This is a genomic window from Gelidimonas denitrificans (genome assembly GCF_055694065.1).
In genome coordinates this window covers 357562-378790 of the sequence record NZ_CM146350.1, presented here as the reverse complement: position 1 = coordinate 378790, position 21229 = coordinate 357562, and the positions used below count along the sequence as shown (strand labels likewise).

Sequence of the window (21229 nt, the reverse complement as noted above, 5' to 3'; positions counted from 1 at the left end):
GCGCTCCATGAAACAGCCCGAACGAAAAATTTACCTGGCATCGAAAAGCCCCCGCAGGCGCGAGCTGTTGCGTCAAATCGGCGTCGAATTTGAAATATTGCAGTTGCGCGGCAACACCGCGCGCGGCCCGGAAGACGTATCCGAAGCAGCCCATCCGGATGAACTTGCGCAGGATTACGTAGCAAGGGTATGCGGCGAAAAAGCCTCGTTCGCCTGGAAAATGATGCAAAAGCGCCGGCTTCCTCCACGCCCGGTGCTGGCGGCCGACACCACGGTCGTGATCGATGGAAAAATTCTGGGCAAACCTGTCGGCACCGCCGAAGCGATAAAAATGATGCGGCAGCTATCCGGACGCACGCATCAGGTGATGACCAGTATTGCGCTGTACCACCATGAACAATCATGGCAATTGACCCAGATATCCGAAGTGACGTTCGACGACTTGTCCGAGCCAACGATTGCCCGCTACTGCGCCACCAATGAGCCGTATGACAAGGCGGGAGGCTATGGGATTCAGGGCTTGGCCGCAGTTTTCATTCGCCATATCGCCGGCAGTTATTCCGGCATCATGGGACTGCCGCTTTTCGAAACCACACAACTATTACAAGAAGCCGGTATTCGGCCACTATGAGCATCTATGAGCGAAAACATCCTCATCAACATCACGCCGCAGGAAACACGGGTAGCCCTGATTCTGCAGGGCGCGGTCCAGGAACTGCATATCGAACGCACGCTGTCGCGCGGCCGGGTCGGCAATGTCTATTCGGGAAAAGTAGTGCGTGTGCTGCCGGGCATGCAGTCGGCTTTCATCGATATCGGCCTGGAGCGCGCAGCTTTCCTGCATGTTGCCGATATCTGGGAAGCGCGTCCGCACGACGGCGCTAACGTCGCGCCGACCGCAATCGAGAAAATTCTGCATGACGGCCAAGCCTTGACGGTACAAGTCATCAAGGACCCGATCGGCACCAAAGGCGCCCGGCTGTCGACCCAGATTTCGATTGCAGGCCGCATGCTAGTATATCTGCCGCAAGATCCGCATATCGGCATTTCGCAACGGATTGAAAACGAGGTGGAACGCGAGTTGTTGCGCAACCGGGTCCAGCGCCTGCTGCCGCCGGAAGAAAAAGGCGGCTGCATCGTGCGCACCATGGCCGAGGATGCGTCGGATGAGGATTTGCAGGCAGACATCGAATATCTGCGCAAAACGTGGAGCGCGATCACCGCTGTGTCGCGCACCAGGGCTGCCCCGCAACTGTTATATCAGGACCTGAGTCTGGCGCAGCGCGTACTGCGCGACTTTGTGAACGACGAGACCGCCAACATCCAGATCGACTCGCGTGAGAATTTCACCCGGCTGCACGAGTTCGCCACCATCTATACGCCCAGCGTATTGGGCCGCATACAGCACTACACCGGGGAGCGCCCGTTATTCGACCTGTATGGCGTCGAAGAAGAAATCGAACGGGCGCTGGGACGCCGTGTCAATCTGAAATCCGGCGGTTACCTGATCGTCGACCAGACCGAAGCGATGACCACGATAGACGTCAATACCGGCGGCTATGTCGGTGGACGCAACTTTGACGACACCATTTTCAAGACCAATCTGGAAGCGGCGCATGCGATCGCGCGCCAGTTGCGCTTGCGCAATCTGGGCGGCATCATCGTCCTCGACTTCATCGACATGGAAAACCTTGAGCATCGCAATTCCGTGATGGCAGAACTCAAGAAAACCCTGTCGCGCGACCGCACCAAGGTGTCGGTCAGCAGCTTTTCCGTCCTGGGCCTGGTGGAAATGACGCGCAAACGTACCCGTGAATCGCTGGCGCATATTCTGTGCGAATCCTGTCCAGCCTGCGGCGGCAAGGGTGAAGTCAAAACCGCACGCACCATTTGCTACGAAATACTGCGTGAATTATTGCGCGAAGCGAAACAATTCAACCCGCGCGAATTCCGCGTTCTGGCAGCACAAATCGTGATCGACATGTTCCTGGAAGAGGAATCCCAGCACCTGGCGATGCTGGGCGATTTCATCGGAAAACCGATTTCACTGCAGGTCGAAACCGTCTATCAACAAGAGCAATACGACATCATCCTGATGTAATTAAAAAGGCGCAATGGCTTCTGACAGCAGCACCTTTGTCAGTTGCATTGCTGGCCGATCAATTGGTCGCCGCTGTGACCGCCCTATTCTGGCAATCCGGTGATGCGCGCCACCGATGCTATAGTTCGCCACTTGTTAATCAACAGATCATGTAGGTATAAGGCCGACACGAGAATCGTGCGCCTGCTCCCCAGACAATGAAAAAACAATATTTTGAGCAACTAACCTGGCTACGTGGAATCGCTGCTTTTTTTGTAATCGTTTCACATACGATGCGCAGCGCGGAAGTTGTCTATGGCCCAGGAGATGTGGGCAGCAGATTCCTTCCGATGAATCTGCTGGACCTGGGCTCCTTTGGCGTGTGCCTTTTCTTCGTGTTGAGTGGTTGTACGCTGTATCTTAGCAATGCTTCCCGCTTGAACAGCCTGGGCGACGTAGGACGCTTTTATGTAAAACGAATCCTGAGAATTTGGCCTGCTTTCGCAGTGTCGTTGGTTGTGTACATTGTTTTTATCGAAGTATTTGCCGCTTTCTATACGGGAAACAAAGAGTACTGGATTGCGCATTTTCTAACGCCATACACAACCGGTGACGTGCTTCGATACCTGCTGCTGGCATCTGACTATACCGGGCCAAAAAACATTTTCAATGCAGCCTATTGGTCGCTGCCGATAGAGTTCAGATACTACCTGTTGTTGCCAATTGTATTGATGCTGATGCGGCGCAAGCTGGTTGGCATTGGCGCATCTGTATTCATCATCGGGCTGCTGTATTTCGTGCTTCAACATCCGGGGTTGATCGCGATGGATCGCTACGAGTTTTTTCAGCTCGGATTTACGTTTTTTGGTGGCGTCATCATTGCCGCGCTATTTGACGAGGTACGCTGGAGAATGCGATTCTCCCTGGGCTTTGTCTTGTTTCTGGCGTGTGTTGCGCTGGCTGCTGCGATCCGGCTTGACTATATTGCCCTGCCTCAAGAAATGTTCTTTTTTGGCGACAAGACTAACTGCTATGGTCTTATCGCTTTAGTGGCTACGGCGCTGGCGCTGTACGTTAAACCTGTCGCAATCAAGTCGTGGATGACAGACTGCCTTTATAAGTATGGCGTCATTTCATACAGCATCTATCTGTACCATTTGCTGTTTGCCGGCATTGCCGTTCTGCTGGTCATGCGCTTCCAAATCTATGGAAACTATCCCAAGCTATTGTTTATCTTTGCGCTGATTTTTGTCGGAAGCTACTTCGCGGCGGTTATTTCCTATCGTTTTTTCGAAGCCCCGTTCATCGCCTTGGGACGAAAATATGTCTATTCACGTCGCAAGGTATGCGCGTCCACCAAAATACATGTGAGATCGCTTTCTTAGCCTTGATCAACGCACACACCTGTTTATTGACCGCCTCCGGGCGGTTTTCCGGCGCGACATCAGCGGTAGGATGGGTGCAACCCATCGCATTAAGCGGTTGATCATGATGGGTTGCACCCATCCTACGCAGTGATAACAAAGCCGTTGATAATTAGCTGCGATATTGCACCTTCGGCAACACGCACAGCATCTCGAACAGCAAATTGGCGCCGGCCAGCGCGGTATTGCCGGACAGATCATAAGGCGGCGAAATTTTCACCAGATCGCCGCCCACGGCTTCGGCTTCGGCTTCGGCTTCGGCTTCGGCGTCGCGATTGGCGATTGCGCTCTTATTCGGGAAGATATCGAGACCAAACGACTGGCAATACCATTCGACAAGATGCTGTCCACCGGACAGAGTTATTACCTGGCGTACCCCAACAGCATGGCCAATCAGCAGAAAGCCTTGTTATTCAGGGATTGGATGGCGCGACTGCTGGAGCGCTCATGAAGGGTTGCCAGACTTGAATTTACTTTAGGCTTAGGCGATGAAGACAAAAGAGAGTGGTGTCCGCCTTTTTTATGCGTTATGGCCGGACGACGCGACCCGAGCGGCGCTCATCAAGCTGCAAGCGTCGATGCAAGGGCGCATCACGCCCGCTGAAGATCTGCATCTGACGCTGGTTTTCCTGGGAACCCAACCGTCGGCGGCGCTGCCGGCGCTGCAAGCAGTGCTGGCAAAGTTGCCGGCAGCGGCGATGACGCTGAACGTGGATTGCCTGGGGCATTTCTCCAAGAATGGGGTTATCTGGGCGGGCATGCAGCGCGCGCCCGAGACGCTGGCGGCGCTTCGTCAGGCCTTGCTTGCAACTCTAGCGCAGCAGAATATCGTTTTCGACCAAGGAACACGCTTCAAGCCGCACCTCACGCTGGCCCGGGATTCGACTACGGCTGCGGCTGCGCTAGACATGAGGCCGATCATCTGGCGCGCCGATCACATCGCGCTGGTGCAATCGACCACCACTGGCAGCGCGCCCCGCTATCGACTGCTGACCTCGCGCCGGCTTGAAGGTGCCAACTGATGCTTCGTAAAAAATAGCGGGGCGGTGTATCACTATTTTCAGGGCATTATCCGCATATTTTTATTGGTTTTATAAAACATACTCCACGCTATTTCCGTTATTGATGTGTGCAATATCCCGTACATCTCGAAAAAATTAATCCGCCGCTAGCGCCGCGCTGCCAGCGACAGACGGTTCGGCCACGGCAAGCTTGCGCAACACTTGGGCCGCCGCTACCAGGCCGAAAGAGGCGGTAACCACCATCGCCGAGCCGAAACCGGCGCAATTGAGCCCGGTGATGCCGTCGCTGCCGTCGTTCTGCAGCGCACAGGCGTCATTAGTCTCTGGAAAGCGCAAAGGCTCGGTCGAGAACACCGCATCGATGCCGAATTTATTCTTGGCGCCGCGCGGGAAACGATGCTGGGCGCGCAACAACTTCCGCACTTTCGACAGCAAGGGTTCCTGCTCGGTCCGGGATAAGTCGCGCACCTCAATTTTGGTTGGATCGATCTGGCCGCCGGCACTGCCGATGGTAATCAGCGCTATCGCGTGCGCGCGGCAATAAGCGATCAGCGCCGCCTTGGCCCGTACGCTGTCGATCGCATCGATCACGTAATCGAAGTCATGGACGCCGATCATCGCATCCAGATTGTCGGGCGTGACGAAATCCTCCACCTCGGTGACGCGGCAATACGGATTGATTTGTTCGATGCGCTGTGCCAGCGCCGTCACCTTGGCCTGACCCAAGGTCGCCGACAAAGCCTGAATCTGGCGGTTGACATTCGATTCCGCCACGTTATCAAGATCGATCAGAGTCAGGTGCCCGATCGCACTGCGCGCCAGCGCTTCCACCACCCAGGAGCCGACGCCGCCGACGCCGACCACGCAGACCCGCGCCGCCCGAAAGCGCTGCAGCGCGGCGTCGCCATACAAACGCGCGATGCCGCCGAAACGACGCTCGAAATCGATGTCGTCCAAAGGACCCGGTATTACCAGTTTCGTTATTGTGTTCATTGCGTCATTTTAAGTGAAACTGGCATAAAGCCAGGATTAGCGCTTTATGTATACTGATGTCAGTTACCGTCAAATGAGATAGCGCCATGCAAAACACATTGTTTACGTCGATTCCCGGCTTCGACCAGCCGATTGCGGTACTCAAGCACTGCCATGACCGCATCCGCAAACAGATCGCTACCATGCAAAAATTGTTGTCGTATTTGCCACAACATGGTGCTGATATTGATGCGCAACAAGCTGCAAAATCGATACTGCAGTATTTTAATAAAGCAGCACCCAACCACCATGCAGATGAAGAGGATGATTTGTTGCCGATGCTGCAGGCCTCGGCAACGGGAGACGATGCCGCATTATTGGCGCAATTATTGCCGCTGATTCTGCAGGAACATCAGCAAATGGATGCCGCGTGGCACGTGCTTGAGCGGCAATTGCAACAGATCGCTGCAGGTGAAAATGCAGACACCGGCAGCCATTTATCGGAGCAAGACGTGGGCCATTTCGCCGAACTGTATGCTGGCCACCTGCAAAAGGAGGAAACGCACATCGCACCGATGGCAATGCGCCTGTTCAGCGCCGCACAAATGGCGCAGTTAGGCGAAGCAATGCGGCTACGCCGCGCAATTACACAGTAAATAACCAGGAATCAAGATGTCGATAGCAGATTTAAGAAAAGATTACAGTCGCGCCAGCCTGTCGGAGTCGGATGTCGCTGCCGATCCGATGGCGCAATTCAAGAAGTGGTTTGATGAGGCGCTCAACGCGAAAATACCGGAAGCCAATGCGATGAGCCTGGCGACGGTGTCCAACGATGGGCGCCCTTCGTCGCGCATTGTGCTGATCAAGGACTTCGATCAGCGCGGATTTTCCTGGTTTACCAACTACGAGAGCCGCAAGGGCCACGAGCTGCATCAAAACCAGTACGCCGCGCTACTGTTCTATTGGATCGAGTTGGAGCGGCAAGTCCGCATCGAAGGCCGCGTCGAACCCATTTCCGCAGAAGAAAACGAAGCCTATTTCCAGAGCCGGCCGCTAGGCAGCCGGATTGGCGCGATTGCATCCTCCCAAAGCGAGCCGGTTGCCAGCCGCGAAGCGCTGGATGCGCGTTACGCCGATGCCGAAGCGAAACACGGCGAGCATCCGCCCCGCCCGGCGCATTGGGGCGGCTACCGTCTGGTACCGGACTATATCGAATTCTGGCAAGGCCGCAGTTCCCGGCTGCATGACCGCATCGCGTTCAAGCTGAGCGCAGACGGAAGCTGGGACAGGATCAGACTGCAACCGTAAGTTTTTACACCTGGATCTTTCGACAGGTGCGCCGCAGTATGGACTCAGCTACACGGAGGGCATCGTGTTTTGGGAAAAGAAACTGTCGCAATGGGTGGAAGATATCCGCAATCATTCCGCACTTCCGCTGCGGCTGGAATTGTGGAACGGACAACAGTTCGATTTCAGCGCCGGGCACCCCGATGTCACCATCCGGGTGCCGCATTTCTCTGCGATCAACTATCTGCTGACGCCCTCCCTGGCAAGCTTGGGTGAAGCCTATGTCGAAGGAAAAATCGAGATAGAAGGCCATGCGGCAGCCATAATCCGCATCGGCAGCGTGCTCGCCAGCCAGGTGCGCGCACCCGCAAAAACACTTTCCCGCATCGTAAGAACCGTCCGGCATGACAAGCAGAACGATGCCGAGGCAATTCGCTATCACTACGACGTATCGAACGCGTTTTACCAAAGCTGGCTGGACCAAAATCTGGTGTATTCCTGCGCCTACTTCGAAAATGGCGACGAAGATCTGGCCACAGCGCAGATAAAAAAGATCGATCACATCCTGACCAAAATACAGCTCAGACCCGGCGACACTCTGCTCGATATTGGTTGCGGCTGGGGCGCGCTGGTGTTGCGCGCCGCGCAACAATTCGACGCCAGATGTGTCGGCATCACCCTATCGAGCAACCAGTATGAATTCGCCAGAGAACGGGCCAAACAGGCGGGCCTTGCGGACCGGGTTGAAATCCGCTTGCAGGATTACCGGGATATCACCGGGTGTTTCGACCGCATCACCAGTGTCGGCATGTTCGAGCATGTCGGCCTGAATCACCTGTCAGGCTATTTCACCAAAATCTGCGCCCTGCTGGCCGAAGACGGCCTGGCCATGAATCACGGCATCACCTCGACCGATCCCAACAGCGTCGAAACGGCGTATGGCGGCGGTACCTTCATCGATAAATATGTTTTTCCGCATGGCGAGTTGCCGCATCTCGGGCTGGTGCTGAAAACCATGCAGGAAGGCGGCCTGGAAGTGCTGGATATTGAAAACTTGCGCCGCCATTACGCCCGTACCTGCAGTATCTGGGCCGACAATTTCGAAACCCACGCCGACCAAATCAAGATGCTTACGGACGACAGGCATTACCGCATCTGGCGTCTGTATCTGGCCGGCTGCGCCCATGCCTTCACGCATGACTGGATCTCCTTGTATCAGGTGGTATGCACCAAGGCAGGCAGGGATGCATCCGCACTTCCCTGGTCGCGCAAGTATATTTACAAATAAGGTAACTGTTCAGCCGGCTTGGCAATTAAGAACAAATTGGTGCGATTTTGTAGGAGTGCACCCGGGCGCGAAAGCAGTCGCAAGACTGCGGCCGTTGGTCGCGGCCGGGTCCGCTCCACCAAAAACCACGTCGGTTTGGAAGTTTCTTGTGGCGGGCTGAGTAGTTGCCAAATGAATTGCAAATAAGCGCGTCAAATCACTTTTATCTTGCTCGCATATTCCCGCATTTTTTCGATACCCGGATCATTGCGAGGCCAGACCAGGCTTGCGCCATCGTTGCAAAAACGCGGCGTCACATGCATATGCAGATGCGGCACAGTTTGCCAACCGGCCGGTTTGTTGGTTTGCAACAGGGTGATGCCTTCCGGTTGGAAAGCGATCTGGATTGCCTTGGCGATTTTATGCGCGGCCCGCATCAACGCAACGGCAGACTCTTCATCGGCATCCATCAAGGTCTCATAAGGTTTTTTGGTCGCCACTAGAACATGGCCCGGGTTGACCTGCCCGGCATCCATGAAAGCAAAGACCAGGTCGTCTTCATAGATTTTCACGCCGGGAATTTCGCCCAGTAATATTTTTTCAAAAATGGTCGTCATCGCATCCTCCTCAACTGTTCTCATCCATTGCAGTTTTCTGCACTCAGGCCTTGCTCTTGTCGGCAAAAATCTTCCTGAATTTCTCCAGTTTCGGCACCACCACGAATGCGCAATAACCCTGGTCCGGATGCTGGCGGAAATAATTCTGGTGGCTTTCTTCTGCCCTGTAATAGGGCTGCTCCGGGAACAGTTCAGTCACGATAGGCGCATCCCAGACATTCGCCATCTCCTTGATCACATGCTGGGCCGTATCCTTCTGTTGCGCAGAATGGGTGTAAATGACCGAACGATATTGGGTACCGCAATCGTTGCCCTGCCGGTTCAGGGTGGTCGGATCGTGGATGGTAAAGAAAACCTCCAGTAATTCGCGAAAACTCACGAGTGCTGGATCAAAGGTTATCCGCACCACTTCGGCATGGCCGGTGCTGCCCTCACACACTTGTGCATAGGTCGGGTTCGGCACATGGCCGCCGCTATAACCGGATTCAACCTGCAACACACCGTTCAACTCCTGATATACGGCTTCCAGGCACCAAAAACATCCGCCGCCCAATGTTGCGATTTCACTTGTCATGATTAACTCCTTTGCTTGGTTTTACTGTGCTGCCTCACAGCATGACTGTAGCCCAAACTATCCTGTACTGCTTGAGCAACATATGCAAAAGCCAAAGCATGCAATCATCCATCAGGACGATAAGCGCTCGATGGTAGTTTCCAGGATAATGTTTGAAACTTTCTGGATCACCGATGCATACACGCTCCGCACGCGCTTTGACGCGTGAATTCGATACACCCCATTTTCGTCATGCACTGTCACAGTTTGCCACTGGCGTGACAATCATCACTACGCGCTTATCGGACGGCACTTTACTCGGCTTGACGGCAAGTTCCTTCAATTCAGTTTCGCTCGAACCGCCGCTGGTGCTATGGAGTTTGGGCAATCGCGCCAGCAGCCTGGAGGCATTCACCGGGAATTCGCACTATGTGATCAATGTGCTGGGGCTCAACCAGGCCGCGCTGGCAGAGCGTTTCTCCAGGCGAATCAAAAACCGCTTCGAAGGCGTCGACTACGAATTGTCGCGCACCGGGCATCCGATCCTGAAAGGCGTTTCAGCCTGGTTTGAATGTCACAACCGCAGTCGCTATCCGGAAGGCGACCATGTGATTTTTGTCGGCGAAGTCGAACGCTGCGAAGTGCATCCGCAGCCCGCGCTGGTGTTTCATGGCGGCCAGTTCTCCGGCACGAATGCCATTTCCAAACAATCCTAGAAGCCTCAGTGCATAACGTCCTATGGCATTCTCAGAATTAATCGGCTACGTTGCGGCCATCCTGACTACCGCAGCATTCATCCCGCAAGCGTGGCTGGCATGGCGCTCGCGTCGCCTTGATGGCGTGTCGCTGGGCATGTATAGCACCTTCACACTGGGGATAACGTCGTGGCTGGCGTACGGCTGGCTGATCGGTTCCTGGCCCATCATCCTGGCCAATACCGTCACCCTGCCGTTAGCCGTGTTTATCCTGTCGATGAAAATTCGCTTTGGCTGAACCTGCCGGATTTGCCGCACGCCAAGCTTATAACCAGCCTTTTGCGACCATGTCCTGGGAAACGCGCTGCGCCAGCAGTTGATTGGTAAAGGGTGTCGGGTGCACACTATCGGCAAATTTGTAATTCTGATCCGCGCCGACAATCAGATTGCTTTTGTTGCACACAAGGGAAGAATGCAGCGCATTTTTCACCGGCGACAACGGATTATCCGCATCGACATCGGCACAGGCGGGCGTCGTCACATTACTCAATTTGTAAGTCCCTGGATTGTTTGCCTGGTCACGATCCAATGTGTAGGCATCAACCAACAGCACCTTGGGTTGACCAACCAGGCCGGCCACCAAACGGATGTTGAATGCAATTACCATCGCACTAATCCAGTCTTGTGCCTTAGCAGATTGCGCCAACGCATAAGGCGTTTTGCTGGCATCCGGCAAATTCAGCACGGTGACGTGATTTGCGCCGTTGGCAATGATCTGCGTTTTAACAAGGGCTGCCAATTGATCGCCTGCATCCGCCATTGCAGCGACATATATTGCCAATTTCGCAGGATCGGCCGCGTAAGCTGCGCCGGCAACCGCGCCAGCGGCCTCGGCTGCCGCCGTTGCCGAAGCAACCGCAGCTGGAACGTCCGCCAGTGGAAATCCTTGCCCGACCGCCGCGGTGGTCGCGGCAAGAGTGAGAGACGTAGTGGTATGCGCGGGATTCGCCAATTCCGTCTCAAAGGCACTCTGGATAACCGGCAGCGCAGCAGCTGGGTCAGTGGAACCGGCGGCGAGTGTCCCAATCAACGTAGTTGCATACTGATTATTGGCGGCAGCCGTTCCTGCCGCCGTGGCGTCCAGTTCCAGCTGATTGGCCTGAAACAGCAGATCATTGCCACCAGCCAATACAAACACGATTTCATCGCCTTTGAACTTACCGCCGCCTTTCGCCAGATGGTTGGATATCTGCGTCGCGACCGGCACCGTCAATTGGCCTAACTGGCTGGTGTTGTGTTTATCGATATACACAATATTCGCCGGCCCAACAGCAGCCGTCACGCGCGCGCCGCCTTGCGCATAAGAGGTGCAGGTGGGCGCAAAGGAAATTGCAGCCGCAAAACTGGCAAGGAGGCCATTGCTGAACAAACCGGTTTCCGCCGCGCACGGGGCTGGCAGACCTATCGTTGCCGCCATAACTTCAGTCCAGTTCTTGGCCGCGTTGGTGCCATCGGCACCGACGTCATTGACTGTATATTTGCCGCCGCCCAATGCTTTAACGCCACCGACCGCATAGGTTCCGATATCGCTCAGGCTGTCGCCGAATGAAACCTGGGCGCTGAATTTGACTTTGGGGACTGGCTCGCGGTCATGATCTTTACTGCCACCGCAACCAGCCAAGACTGCCGCAGCGAGCAGTGCCAACGCAAATGGGGTTTGACGCATGGTGTCTCCTATGGGATGCATTGCAGATTAATGGGGCGTGCGCCCTATTTCCGTAAATACAATATCCAATCGATTCACATGCTTTTCGGCAATCGCAACACCGAAAGGACATATCGACTTTGCGGGAAAGCGGACCGGCCGACTTTGCGTTAGCTCAAAACCGGCAGAAATTTAGAGCAGGCGCTGCAAGATGCCGGTGGAGTCGTGCGCGGCGCGGCGCAGGCGATCGTTGATGCCTTGCCATGCGACGTCTGGCGGCGGCGACTCGATCACGATCAGGTCGGCGCCGACGGCGTCCATCGCGCGCAATGCTGCGTACAAGCCGTGAGCGTAACCCTCCGGATTGGCGGGCAACGCACACTGGCCGCTGGTCGGCGTACTGGGTTCACGCGCATAGCGTATCAAGGCGATCCGGTGTCCGGCCCGACGCAGCTGTTGCACGGTGGCGTCCAGTTGCGCGGACGCCACCAGCGCGACGGCGGTGCGTGGCGCGTAATGTGCGGCCAGCGTGCCCGATGCGCGCGGCGCTGCCAGATCAGGTAGCTGCGGCATGGTACCGATGACGGCTGCGATCTGCGCCGCGCTGATATGGCCGGGGCGCAGCAACACCGGCCCCTGCGCGGCCAGACGCGATAAATCCAGAATGGTCGATTCGATCCCGACTGCGCTCTGGCCGCCATCGAGGATTGCCTTGATCAGCGCATTAGCGCCAAACTCAGCGCCAAATTCATCCCGCACATGCTGGGCGGTAGTCGGGCTGACATGGCCGAATTTATTCGCCGATGGCGCCGCCAATCCGCCCTTGCCGCCCTTGAATGCGCGCAGCAGCGCTTGCGCCACCGGATGCGACGGGCAACGCAGGCCGACCGAATCCTGTCCGCCGGACACCGCATCGGGAATGTGCGCTGCACGTTTCAGAATCAGCGTCAGCGGGCCGGGCCAGAATGCCTGCATCAGCGCTTGCGCCTGGGTTGGAATCGATGTGACCCAATAAGAGATATCCGCTTCCGGCGCGACATGCACGATCACCGGATGATTCGACGGGCGATTTTTGGCGGCATAGATATTGGCGATCGCCGCAGGGTTTTCCGCATCGGCACCGAGCCCGTAGACAGTCTCGGTCGGAAAAGCAACCAGGCCGCCGGATTCGAGAATCAAAGCGGCCTGGCGGATATCAGTGAAAAAAGCGCTCATCGGTAAATTATTCAGTATCAAAAATCAGAGCATCAAAATATACCTATTACTGTATTTTTCGATGCCCGTTTATATATATGCGGAGATATAGGTTAAATAACCTATACCCCAACTCTATTTATATTTAAAAAACTCAGGCAGTCAGCAAGCGCAAGGCTTCCGCGTACTTCTCGCCGGTTTTTGCGGCCACTTCCACTGGCAGGCGCGGTGCTGGCGACTTCTTGTCCCAAGGCTGCGTTTCCAGCCAGTCGCGCACGAATTGCTTGTCGAACGACGGTGGCGACATGCCGACCTGATAGCTCGATGCCGGCCAGAAACGCGACGAATCCGGAGTCAGGATTTCATCGATCAGATGGATCGTGCCGTTCTCGTCCAGGCCGAATTCAAACTTGGTATCGGCGATGATGATGCCCTTGGTCGCTGCATATTCGGCGGCTTGCGTGTACAGATTGATGGCAGCGTCGCGCACTTGGCGGGCGATGTCGGCACCGACGATTTTCTCGGCTTCGGCAAACGAAATGTTTTCATCGTGCGAACCCATCGGCGCTTTGGTCGATGGCGTGAAAATCGTTTCCGGCAGTTTTTGCGCTTCTTTCAGGCCAGCCGGCAGCTGGATGCCGCAGATCGCGCCGGTCTTCTGGTAATCCTTCCAGCCGGAACCGATGATGTAACCGCGCACGATGGCCTCGATCGCCAGCGGCTTGAATTTCTTGACGACGATGGCGCGGCCTTCAACCTGCGCGCGCTCTTCCGGCGTCACCACGGTTTCCGGATCGATGCCGGTTTCGTGGTTCGGCATCAGATGGCCGAATTTCTTGAACCAGAAATCCGACATCGCAGTCAGAACCTTGCCCTTGTTCGGGATCGGGTCATCGAGGATCACGTCGAACGCCGACAGGCGATCGGTCTGGATCACCAGCAGCTTGTCGTCGCCGACCGCATAAATGTCGCGCACTTTGCCGCGATGCAGGAAAGGCAGGGATGTGATGTTTGTTTCTAGTAGGCCGGACATGGTGATTCCTTATTTAGTTCAATTCAGGCAATTTGGCATTGCGTACTTTTTCCGCTTGCGCTGCGCGGAATGCGATTAACTTGGTTTTCAGCCCGGTGTCATGCAGCGCCAGCATTGCCACCACTGCCAGACCGGCATTGCCGGCACCGGCTTCGCCGATCGCCAGCGTCGCCACCGGGATGCCCTTGGGCATTTGCACGGTTGCCAGCAGCGAGTCGATGCCCTTCAGATATTTCGACGGAATCGGCACTGCAAAAATCGGCAGAATGGTTTTCGACGCCACCACGCCGGCCAGATGCGCAGCGCCACCGGCACCGGCAATGAAGGCTTGGCAACCGCGCGTTTCCATGTCGGCCACCCATTCTTCCACTTCGGTCGGGGTGCGGTGCGCGGATAAGGCGCGCGCTTCATAGCTGATGCCGAAGTCCTTGCAGACTTGTGCAGCTTCTTTCATCACGTCCCAATCGGAAGTGGAACCCATGACGATACCGACCAGTGTTTTTTCAGACATTTGATTCACCATAAATCACATCACCAATAAATAAGGGCACCGGAAACTTCGGTGCCCCTCTCGCTTCACAGTCGAATTATTTCACGATTTGCGACAGCTCGCCTTTTTTGTAGCGTTCGGCCATTTTCTCCAGCGGTATCGGCTTGATTTTCGCAGCCTGTCCTTCGCAGCCGAAGGCCAGATAACGCGCCTTGCAGACTTGCGCCGCAGCTTCGCGGGCCGGCTTCAGGTAATCGCGCGGATCGAACTTGGATGGATTTTCGAACAGGTAGCGACGGATTGCGCCGGTCATCGCCAGCCGGATGTCGGTGTCGATGTTGATCTTGCGCACCCCATGCTTGATGCCTTCCAGAATCTCTTCGACCGGCACGCCGAAGGTTTCTTTCATGTCGCCGCCGAACTGACGGATTTCGGCCAGCAATTCCTGCGGCACCGAACTTGATCCGTGCATCACCAGATGGGTGTTCGGAATGCGCGCGTGGATTTCTTTGATGCGGTCGATCGCCAGGATGTCGCCGGTAGGCTTGCGCGAGAATTTGTACGCGCCATGCGAGGTGCCAATCGCGATTGCCAACGCGTCGCATTGAGTGCGCGCCACAAAATCGGCGGCTTGCGCGACATCGGTGAGCAATTGCTCGCGTGTCATTTTGCCGTCAGCACCGTGGCCGTCTTCCTTGTCGCCCATCATGGTTTCGAGCGAACCGAGCACGCCCAGTTCGGCCTCGACGGTGACGCCGATCGCGTGCGAAAACTTGACGACTTCGCGCGACACGTCCAGATTGTATTCATAGCTGGCGACATTCTTGCCGTCTTCCAGCAGCGAGCCGTCCATCATCACCGAAGTGAAGCCGGAACGAATTGCCGTCATGCAGACCGCCGGCGACTGGCCGTGATCCTGATGCATTACCACCGGGATGTGCGGATAGGCTTCGACCGCCGCTTGAATCAGGTGGCGCAGGAAAGCTTCGCCGGCAAATTTTCGGGCACCGGCAGAGGCCTGCATGATGACCGGCGCACCGACCGCATCGGCGGCCTGCATGATGGCAGTGACTTGTTCCAGATTGTTGACATTGAATGCCGGCAAGCCATAACCGTTTTCAGCGGCGTGGTCGAGCAGTTGACGCATGGATACGAGAGCCATGTTGTTCTCCATATTAAAAAAATCAGTATTCGCCGACCTTGACGATGTATAGGAACGCGCGTGAAATAATTTGCGTATTTGTTCCGTGTTCCTTAGCCGTGTCACCACCAGCGCGCCCTATCGTGCGCCCCGGATAACCGCCAAGCGACTACGGCATCACCCTTATACGATCCCGCTGGCGACCAGAAGTTCTTCCGTTGTCCGCAGGACAACCTTGCTATCGCTCGATTGTGCCAGACGCAATGCGCGCAGATTGCGATATTGCGCAAACTTGCGCCGGGTGGCGGCGCATCCGGACGGTCACGGTCAGGTTGGCTGCGCAAGCATCGATATTAGCGCTTGCGCTGCATCAGTATTTCGACTGCAGGCAGCGTCTTGCCTTCCAAAAACTCCAGGAAAGCGCCGCCGCCGGTCGAAATGTAGCCGATCTTGTCGGTGATGCCGTACTTGGCGATTGCCGCCAGCGTATCGCCGCCGCCGGCAATTGAGAACGCTTTCGAGCCGGCGATTGCCAGCGCCAGCGTCCGGGTGCCTTCGCCGAACTGGTCGAATTCGAACACGCCGACCGGCCCGTTCCAGACGATGGTGCCGGCGCTTGCCAGCTGTTGCGCCAGCATCGCAGCGGTTTTCGGCCCGATATCGAGGATCATGTCGTCGTCGGCGACATCCTTGACGTCTTTGATGGTTGCCACCGCCATTGCGGAAAATTCTTTCGCGCACACCACATCGACCGGAATCGGCACCGATGCGCCGCGTTTGGCCATCATCTGCATGATGCTGCGCGCCTCTTCCAGCAGATCGGCTTCGGCCAGCGATTTGCCGATGTTCAATCCGGCTGCCAGCATGAAAGTGTTGGCGATGCCGCCGCCGACGATCAGCCCATCAACCTTGTCGGCCAGCGTTTTGAGGATGCTCAGTTTGCTCGATACTTTGGAGCCGGCCACGATGGCGACCATCGGGTGCGCCGGCTGGTGCAGCGCCTTGCCCAGCGCATCGAGTTCAGCCGCCAGCAAGGGGCCGGCGCAGGCGATCGGCGCAAATTTGGCGATGCCGTGGGTGCTGGCTTCGGCCCGATGCGCAGTGCCGAACGCGTCATTGACATAGATGTCGCACAGTTTGGCCATTTTTTGCGCCAGTGCGTCGCTGTTCTTCTTTTCGCCACTATTGACGCGGCAGTTTTCCAGCAGCACGACTTGACCCGGCGCGACTTCGACGCCGTCCAGCCAGTTTTGCAGCAGCGGCACCGGCTGCCCCAGCAATTCGGACAGGCGCAGCGCCACCGGCGCCAGCGTATCCGCCGGTTTGAATTCGCCTTCGGTCGGACGACCGAGATGCGAAGTAACCATCACCGCAGCGCCGGCGTCGAGCGCCTGGCGAATCGCCGGCACCGAAGCGCGAATGCGCGTATCTTCGGTAATTTTGCCGGCATCATCCTGCGGCACGTTGAGATCGGCGCGGATAAAGACGCGTTTGCCGGTCAGTTCGTTCGCGGCAATAAGGTCGCTGAGTCGATTGAATTGCATGTTTGTCCCGATCCTGTTGGAGGAAAAATCGCTATTTTACCGCAGCGAACGTGCTCCAAAACCGTTTTTTCTTGCGAAAACAGCAATATATCCAATGACAAATTTCAAAAAAACAAACGTATTACGGTAAACAAAGCCATCCCGACCACAATCGTCCCCAGCAGGCGCTGGGTCGCCATAAAAAACATGGCCGCACCGATGCCGGCCAGCAGCTTGGGATTGGCCATCGAGATCGTCACCGCGCCGCCCGACAACACCATATCCGGCACCACAATGGCGGCCAGCGCCGCGGCTGGCGCATAGCGCAGCGCATGCTGGACTTTCGGTGGGAATTTGACCGCATTGCCGAGCAAAAAGAACGAACTGCGCGTCAGGATCGTGGACACGGTCAACAAAATAATGGCGATCCAGGTATCGGTCTCATTCATCGTTATCTCTCATGTTTTTATCTTTTCAAGAAGTACATCGATCAGCATCGAGACCGCCATGCCGAGCACTACGGCCAGCAACAAGCCCAGGCGAAAAGGCAAACCATCCGCAATGATCGCGACGAGACCGGCCACGACCACGCCGCCCAGTGCTGCCACATTAATAATCAATGGAATCATGACCGCCAGCAACGCCAGGGTACCGGCAAACCCAACGCCCCAATTCTCTGGAATCTGGCTCGCCAGCAAGATGCCCGCCACCGCGCCGATCTGCCACGCACACCAGTTGGAGTAACCGATGCCGGCAAAGAAGCCGACCTTGCCCTCGGGCCGGTACAGCGTCTCGGCCGGAAAACGGCGCGGAAAAAAAGCCATCGTGATGTCAGCATTGAAATAGCCGTACCAGATACGCTGATACCAGGGCAGATGCGACAAATGCGGGCCGATCGTCGCGCCAAAAATGACAAAACGCAAATTGACCACCATTGCCGTGGCGAATATCACCATGACCGGCGCATTGACCATCATCAATGGCAGCACAGCCAGTTGCGCCGAACCGGCGAACACCAGAAACGTCATCCCCAGCGCTTGCCCCAAGGTCAGGCCGGACTTGACCATTGCCATGCCGGACACCAGACCCCACGCAAAAATGCCGGGCATGGTGGCGGCGGATAACCTGAGCGCCTCGCTGAATGCCGTTTTTTCAGCGGCACGGGCCTGGATCGCCCTATCTGCATCGGTAGCAACCCGTTCCGGGACTTTACTGTCCATCGCCTTCATGCTGCTTTTCACCTTATCGAGAATACCGGCAGGTATCGACTGTCCTGTTTTGCAAGCAGGGGATATTAATATTTTGGGGTAACAATTCTACCAACGAACTTTCCAAGCTGCCTGAATCCGTTAAAATCGAAACCTTGCTACGCTATTTGGAGACACGCCATGTCCATGGACGATCGCGACGGAAAAATTTGGAAAGACGGCACACTAGTAGACTGGCGCGACGCCACGCTGCACGTGCTGACGCACTCGCTGCACTACGGCATGGCCGTATTCGAAGGCGTGCGCGCCTACCAGACGCCGCAAGGCACCGCAATTTTCCGCCTGCAAGAGCACACCCAGCGCCTGCTGAACTCGGCCAAGATCTTCCAGATGGTGGTGCCATACGATCTGGACACCCTGATGGAAGCGCAAAAACAGGTGGTGCGCGAAAACAAGCTCGAATCCTGCTACCTGCGCCCGCTGATCTGGATCGGCTCCGAAAAACTCGGCATCTCCGCCAAAGGCAACAGCATCCACGTCGCCATCGCCGCCTGGCCGTGGGGCGCGTATCTGGGCGAAGAAGGCATGGCCAAGGGCATCCGCGTCAAGGTCTCGTCCTTCACCCGCCACCACGTCAACGCCTCGATGGTGCGCGCCAAGGCTTCCGGCTATTACATCAACTCGATCCTGGCCAACCAGGAAGCGCTGGCCGACGGCTACGACGAAGCCTTGCTGCTGGACACCGAAGGCTACGTCTCCGAAGGCTCGGGCGAAAACGTATTCATCGTCAAGAATGGCAAGATTTACACGCCCGACCTGGCCTCCTGTCTGGACGGTATCACGCGCGATTCGGTGCTGACGATGGCGCGCGACCTCGGCATCGAAGTGATCGAAAAACGCATCACGCGCGACGAAGTGTACTGTTGCGACGAAGCTTTCTTCACCGGCACCGCCGCCGAAGTCACGCCGATCCGCGAACTCGACAACCGCCAGATCGGTGCTGGCCGGCGCGGCCCGATCACCGGAAAACTGCAAGCGCTGTTTTTCGATGCAGTCGCCGGAAAAGCACCGCAATATCAGCACTGGCTAACGCTGGTGTAATGCATTCACAATAAAAATCAATTTCGGGCGGCCTCTAAAGCCGCCCGAACAACAACGGAGAATCACATGCAAGCAACCGATCCAAGCACCGCAGCAAACGCAACTAACGCAACAAGCGCAACCAAAGCAAGCGCCATCGTGGAACTCGACGGCAAGGATTTGCCCGCCCATTGCCCTAACGTCGCGATGCCGCTCTGGTCGTCCCACCCGCGCATCTTCCTCGACCTGTCGCATGGCGGCAGTGCGACTTGCCCGTATTGCGGCACCGTATATAAGCTAAAACCGGGCACCGCAATCCACGGACATTGAACAATTTTTCAGATATCGCATGGAGTATATTAAAAAACATGTTTATTGCCGCATTATTTACAATAAATAAAAAATATACTCCACCAAATTACACCATCTGCCGAGATCCTCATGGCACGTAAAAAACACTTGCACAGTACCGCCGAACAGGCCGAAACCGCGTTCTACGACGCCCTGGGCAGATCCGATCTGGATGCCTTGATGGCGCTGTGGGCCGAAGATGAAGAAATCATCTGCATTCATCCGGGCGCACCGCGCCTGGTCGGCCATGATGCGATCCGGCAGTCGTGGGCGGCGATTTTCGAGCGCGGCAACGTGCATATCCGTCCGGTGCAATTGCACGCCAGCTACAGCCTGACCACCGCGGTCCACAGCATCATCGAAGAAGTCCAGCGCACCCAACATGATCGGCACGACCGGCAAGATATCCACATCCTCGCCACCAATGTCTTCATCAAAACCGCGCAAGGCTGGCGCCTCGTCACCCACCACGCCTCGATCGCCACCGGCGAACTGCCGTCTGAACTGCTCCACCCGGCGCTGCTGCATTAATTGGACGCACCGTTATTGCGCTGGCGCAGAACCGGCGCGGTAAACCGGTACAAAATAATTTTCATGAAGTACCTCGCGCCCCCATGGCTGCCCAACGGGCACCTGCAAACCATCTATTCCGCGACCTGCATCGCCAAGCCGCCAGTGGCGTACCGCCGCCAGCGCTGGGATGCGCCCGACGGCGATTTCGTCGATATCGATTTCGTTGACGGACTCGCCGGCCAGCCGTTCGTGGTGCTGTTCCACGGACTGGAAGGCTCGTCCGCCAGCCACTACGCGCGCGCGCTGATGGCGCAGGTCGCGGCGCGCGGTTGGTCGGGCGCGGTGCCGCACTTTCGCGGCTGCTCGGGCGAGCCGAACCGGGCCCCGCGCTTCTACCACTCGGGCGACACTCCGGAACTGGACTGGATCATCCGCCGCCTGCGCGCAGAAATGCGGCACGCCAGCCGCTTTTATGTCGCCGGCGCATCGCTGGGCGGCAATGTGCTGCTGCGCTGGCTGGGCGAATCCCAGCATCAGGCCGAAATCATCGATGCCGCCTGCGCGGTGTCGGCCCCGCTCGACTTGGCGCAGGGCGGCGCAGCGCTGTCGCATGGCCTGAACCGCTTCTACACGCGCATGTTCCTGAAAACCATGAAGGCGAAATCGCTGCAAAAACTGCAGCAATTCCCCGGCCTGTTCGACCGCGACAAGATGCTGCAGGCGCGCAGTCTGTACGACTTCGACAATGTCGTCACGGCGCCCCTGCATGGCTACCGCGACGCCGACGATTACTGGAATCGCGCCAGCGCCACCCATGTGCTGGGCGACATCACGCTGCCCACGCTGGTGCTCAACGCCCGCAACGACCCTTTCCTGCCGGGCCGGCATCTGCCGCGTCAGGCCGCAGCGGCGGTCACACTGGACTATCCTGAACAAGGCGGCCACATCGGCTTTGCCGCCGGCGCGCTGCCCGGCAACCTGGACTGGCTGCCGCAAAAGATGCTGGAATTCCTGGACGGAACTGCCTGACAGCCTCTGTTTCTGATATATACACATATCGGTATAAAATTCACC

Annotated in this window: 24 protein-coding genes and 1 pseudogene; 13 read left to right on the top strand and 12 right to left on the bottom strand. The window is 56.6% G+C overall.

Going from position 1 to position 21229, the window contains the following annotated elements; genetic code table 11:
- The first annotated feature begins 7 nt into the window (after positions 1-7).
- The 3 genes from FKCLFG_RS01850 (at position 8) to FKCLFG_RS01840 (ending at position 3465) form a co-directional block, all read left to right on the top strand.
- On the top strand, positions 8-631 hold the full coding sequence (locus FKCLFG_RS01850) for a Maf family protein (protein WP_472614549.1): 624 nt from the start codon (positions 8-10) through the stop codon (positions 629-631).
- Positions 632-637: 6 nt separating this feature from the next.
- Positions 638-2101 carry a ribonuclease G gene (gene rng, locus FKCLFG_RS01845; RefSeq protein ID WP_472614548.1) on the top strand — a complete coding sequence of 488 codons (1464 nt, stop codon included), beginning with the start codon at positions 638-640 and terminating at the stop codon, positions 2099-2101.
- A 197-nt stretch (positions 2102-2298) separates the two neighbouring features.
- Positions 2299-3465 carry an acyltransferase family protein gene (locus FKCLFG_RS01840; protein ID WP_472614547.1) on the top strand — a complete coding sequence of 389 codons (1167 nt, stop codon included), beginning with the start codon at positions 2299-2301 and terminating at the stop codon, positions 3463-3465.
- Between the two features lie 151 nt (positions 3466-3616).
- Here the strand turns inward: FKCLFG_RS01840 and FKCLFG_RS01835 are convergent.
- A pseudogene (locus FKCLFG_RS01835) lies at positions 3617-3739 on the bottom strand (arginase family protein); the annotation flags it as partial.
- 253 nt (positions 3740-3992) lie between these two features.
- On the opposite strand from FKCLFG_RS01835, the gene thpR reads away from it, so the two are divergent.
- Complete coding sequence (gene thpR, locus FKCLFG_RS01830; protein WP_472614546.1) at positions 3993-4526, top strand: RNA 2',3'-cyclic phosphodiesterase; 534 nt, start codon at positions 3993-3995, stop codon at positions 4524-4526.
- 135 nt (positions 4527-4661) lie between these two features.
- Here thpR and tcdA read toward each other — a convergent pair whose 3' ends face one another.
- Positions 4662-5519, bottom strand: a complete 858-nt coding sequence (gene tcdA / locus FKCLFG_RS01825) for a tRNA cyclic N6-threonylcarbamoyladenosine(37) synthase TcdA (protein WP_472614545.1) — start codon at positions 5517-5519, stop codon at positions 4662-4664.
- An 86-nt stretch (positions 5520-5605) separates the two neighbouring features.
- Between tcdA and FKCLFG_RS01820 the strand changes: the two genes are divergently transcribed.
- From FKCLFG_RS01820 to FKCLFG_RS01810, 3 genes are all read left to right on the top strand, one after another.
- Positions 5606-6154: a hemerythrin domain-containing protein gene (locus FKCLFG_RS01820; protein ID WP_472614544.1), complete on the top strand. Its 549-nt coding sequence runs from the start codon at positions 5606-5608 to the stop codon at positions 6152-6154.
- A 16-nt stretch (positions 6155-6170) separates the two neighbouring features.
- Positions 6171-6806 carry a pyridoxamine 5'-phosphate oxidase gene (gene pdxH / locus FKCLFG_RS01815; protein ID WP_472614543.1) on the top strand — a complete coding sequence of 212 codons (636 nt, stop codon included), beginning with the start codon at positions 6171-6173 and terminating at the stop codon, positions 6804-6806.
- Between the two features lie 64 nt (positions 6807-6870).
- A complete protein-coding gene (locus tag FKCLFG_RS01810) occupies positions 6871-8073 on the top strand; it encodes a class I SAM-dependent methyltransferase (RefSeq protein WP_472614542.1) in 1203 nt (400 codons plus the stop codon).
- Between the two features lie 191 nt (positions 8074-8264).
- On the opposite strand, the gene FKCLFG_RS01805 is transcribed toward FKCLFG_RS01810, so the two are convergent.
- Positions 8265-8669: an HIT family protein gene (locus tag FKCLFG_RS01805; protein ID WP_472614541.1), complete on the bottom strand. Its 405-nt coding sequence runs from the start codon at positions 8667-8669 to the stop codon at positions 8265-8267.
- A gap of 43 nt (positions 8670-8712) precedes the next feature.
- On the bottom strand, positions 8713-9243 hold the full coding sequence (msrA, locus tag FKCLFG_RS01800) for a peptide-methionine (S)-S-oxide reductase MsrA (protein ID WP_472614540.1): 531 nt from the start codon (positions 9241-9243) through the stop codon (positions 8713-8715).
- A gap of 173 nt (positions 9244-9416) precedes the next feature.
- On the opposite strand from msrA, the gene FKCLFG_RS01795 reads away from it, so the two are divergent.
- Both FKCLFG_RS01795 and FKCLFG_RS01790 read left to right on the top strand, forming a co-directional pair.
- Positions 9417-9938 (top strand): flavin reductase family protein, encoded by a 522-nt coding sequence (locus tag FKCLFG_RS01795; protein ID WP_472614539.1) that lies wholly within the window; start codon positions 9417-9419, stop codon positions 9936-9938.
- A gap of 22 nt (positions 9939-9960) precedes the next feature.
- Positions 9961-10215, top strand: coding sequence for a SemiSWEET transporter (locus FKCLFG_RS01790; RefSeq protein WP_472614538.1), 255 nt, complete (start codon positions 9961-9963; stop codon positions 10213-10215).
- A 27-nt stretch (positions 10216-10242) separates the two neighbouring features.
- Here the strand turns inward: FKCLFG_RS01790 and FKCLFG_RS01785 are convergent, their stop codons facing one another.
- The 8 genes from FKCLFG_RS01785 to FKCLFG_RS01750 all read right to left on the bottom strand — a co-directional run bounded on the left by FKCLFG_RS01785 (position 10243) and on the right by FKCLFG_RS01750 (position 18223).
- Entirely contained in the window at positions 10243-11643 is a 1401-nt protein-coding gene (locus FKCLFG_RS01785; protein ID WP_472614537.1) for an SGNH/GDSL hydrolase family protein, read from the bottom strand.
- Between the two features lie 171 nt (positions 11644-11814).
- The gene (locus FKCLFG_RS01780; RefSeq protein WP_472614536.1) at positions 11815-12837 is read right to left on the bottom strand and encodes an L-threonylcarbamoyladenylate synthase; all 1023 of its coding nucleotides are present in this window, start codon (positions 12835-12837) and stop codon (positions 11815-11817) included.
- A 133-nt stretch (positions 12838-12970) separates the two neighbouring features.
- Positions 12971-13849: a phosphoribosylaminoimidazolesuccinocarboxamide synthase gene (locus FKCLFG_RS01775; protein ID WP_472614535.1), complete on the bottom strand. Its 879-nt coding sequence runs from the start codon at positions 13847-13849 to the stop codon at positions 12971-12973.
- 13 nt (positions 13850-13862) lie between these two features.
- On the bottom strand, positions 13863-14360 hold the full coding sequence (purE, locus tag FKCLFG_RS01770; protein WP_472614534.1) for a 5-(carboxyamino)imidazole ribonucleotide mutase: 498 nt from the start codon (positions 14358-14360) through the stop codon (positions 13863-13865).
- Between the two features lie 76 nt (positions 14361-14436).
- Positions 14437-15501: a class II fructose-bisphosphate aldolase gene (gene fba / locus FKCLFG_RS01765; RefSeq protein ID WP_472614533.1), complete on the bottom strand. Its 1065-nt coding sequence runs from the start codon at positions 15499-15501 to the stop codon at positions 14437-14439.
- Positions 15502-15833: 332 nt separating this feature from the next.
- Positions 15834-17024 (bottom strand): phosphoglycerate kinase, encoded by a 1191-nt coding sequence (locus tag FKCLFG_RS01760; RefSeq protein WP_472614532.1) that lies wholly within the window; start codon positions 17022-17024, stop codon positions 15834-15836.
- Between the two features lie 104 nt (positions 17025-17128).
- Positions 17129-17452 (bottom strand): AzlD domain-containing protein, encoded by a 324-nt coding sequence (locus tag FKCLFG_RS01755; protein WP_472614531.1) that lies wholly within the window; start codon positions 17450-17452, stop codon positions 17129-17131.
- Positions 17453-17461: 9 nt separating this feature from the next.
- Positions 17462-18223 carry an AzlC family ABC transporter permease gene (locus FKCLFG_RS01750; protein ID WP_472614530.1) on the bottom strand — a complete coding sequence of 254 codons (762 nt, stop codon included), beginning with the start codon at positions 18221-18223 and terminating at the stop codon, positions 17462-17464.
- Between the two features lie 168 nt (positions 18224-18391).
- On the opposite strand from FKCLFG_RS01750, the gene FKCLFG_RS01745 reads away from it, so the two are divergent.
- The 4 genes from FKCLFG_RS01745 to FKCLFG_RS01730 all read left to right on the top strand — a co-directional run bounded on the left by FKCLFG_RS01745 (position 18392) and on the right by FKCLFG_RS01730 (position 21184).
- A complete protein-coding gene (locus FKCLFG_RS01745) occupies positions 18392-19312 on the top strand; it encodes a branched-chain amino acid transaminase (RefSeq protein WP_472614529.1) in 921 nt (306 codons plus the stop codon).
- Positions 19313-19378: 66 nt separating this feature from the next.
- Positions 19379-19621 (top strand): zinc-finger domain-containing protein, encoded by a 243-nt coding sequence (locus tag FKCLFG_RS01740; RefSeq protein WP_472614528.1) that lies wholly within the window; start codon positions 19379-19381, stop codon positions 19619-19621.
- 111 nt (positions 19622-19732) lie between these two features.
- A complete protein-coding gene (locus FKCLFG_RS01735; protein ID WP_472614527.1) occupies positions 19733-20173 on the top strand; it encodes a YybH family protein in 441 nt (146 codons plus the stop codon).
- Between the two features lie 63 nt (positions 20174-20236).
- On the top strand, positions 20237-21184 hold the full coding sequence (locus tag FKCLFG_RS01730; protein WP_472614526.1) for a YheT family hydrolase: 948 nt from the start codon (positions 20237-20239) through the stop codon (positions 21182-21184).
- Positions 21185-21229: the final 45 nt, after the last annotated feature.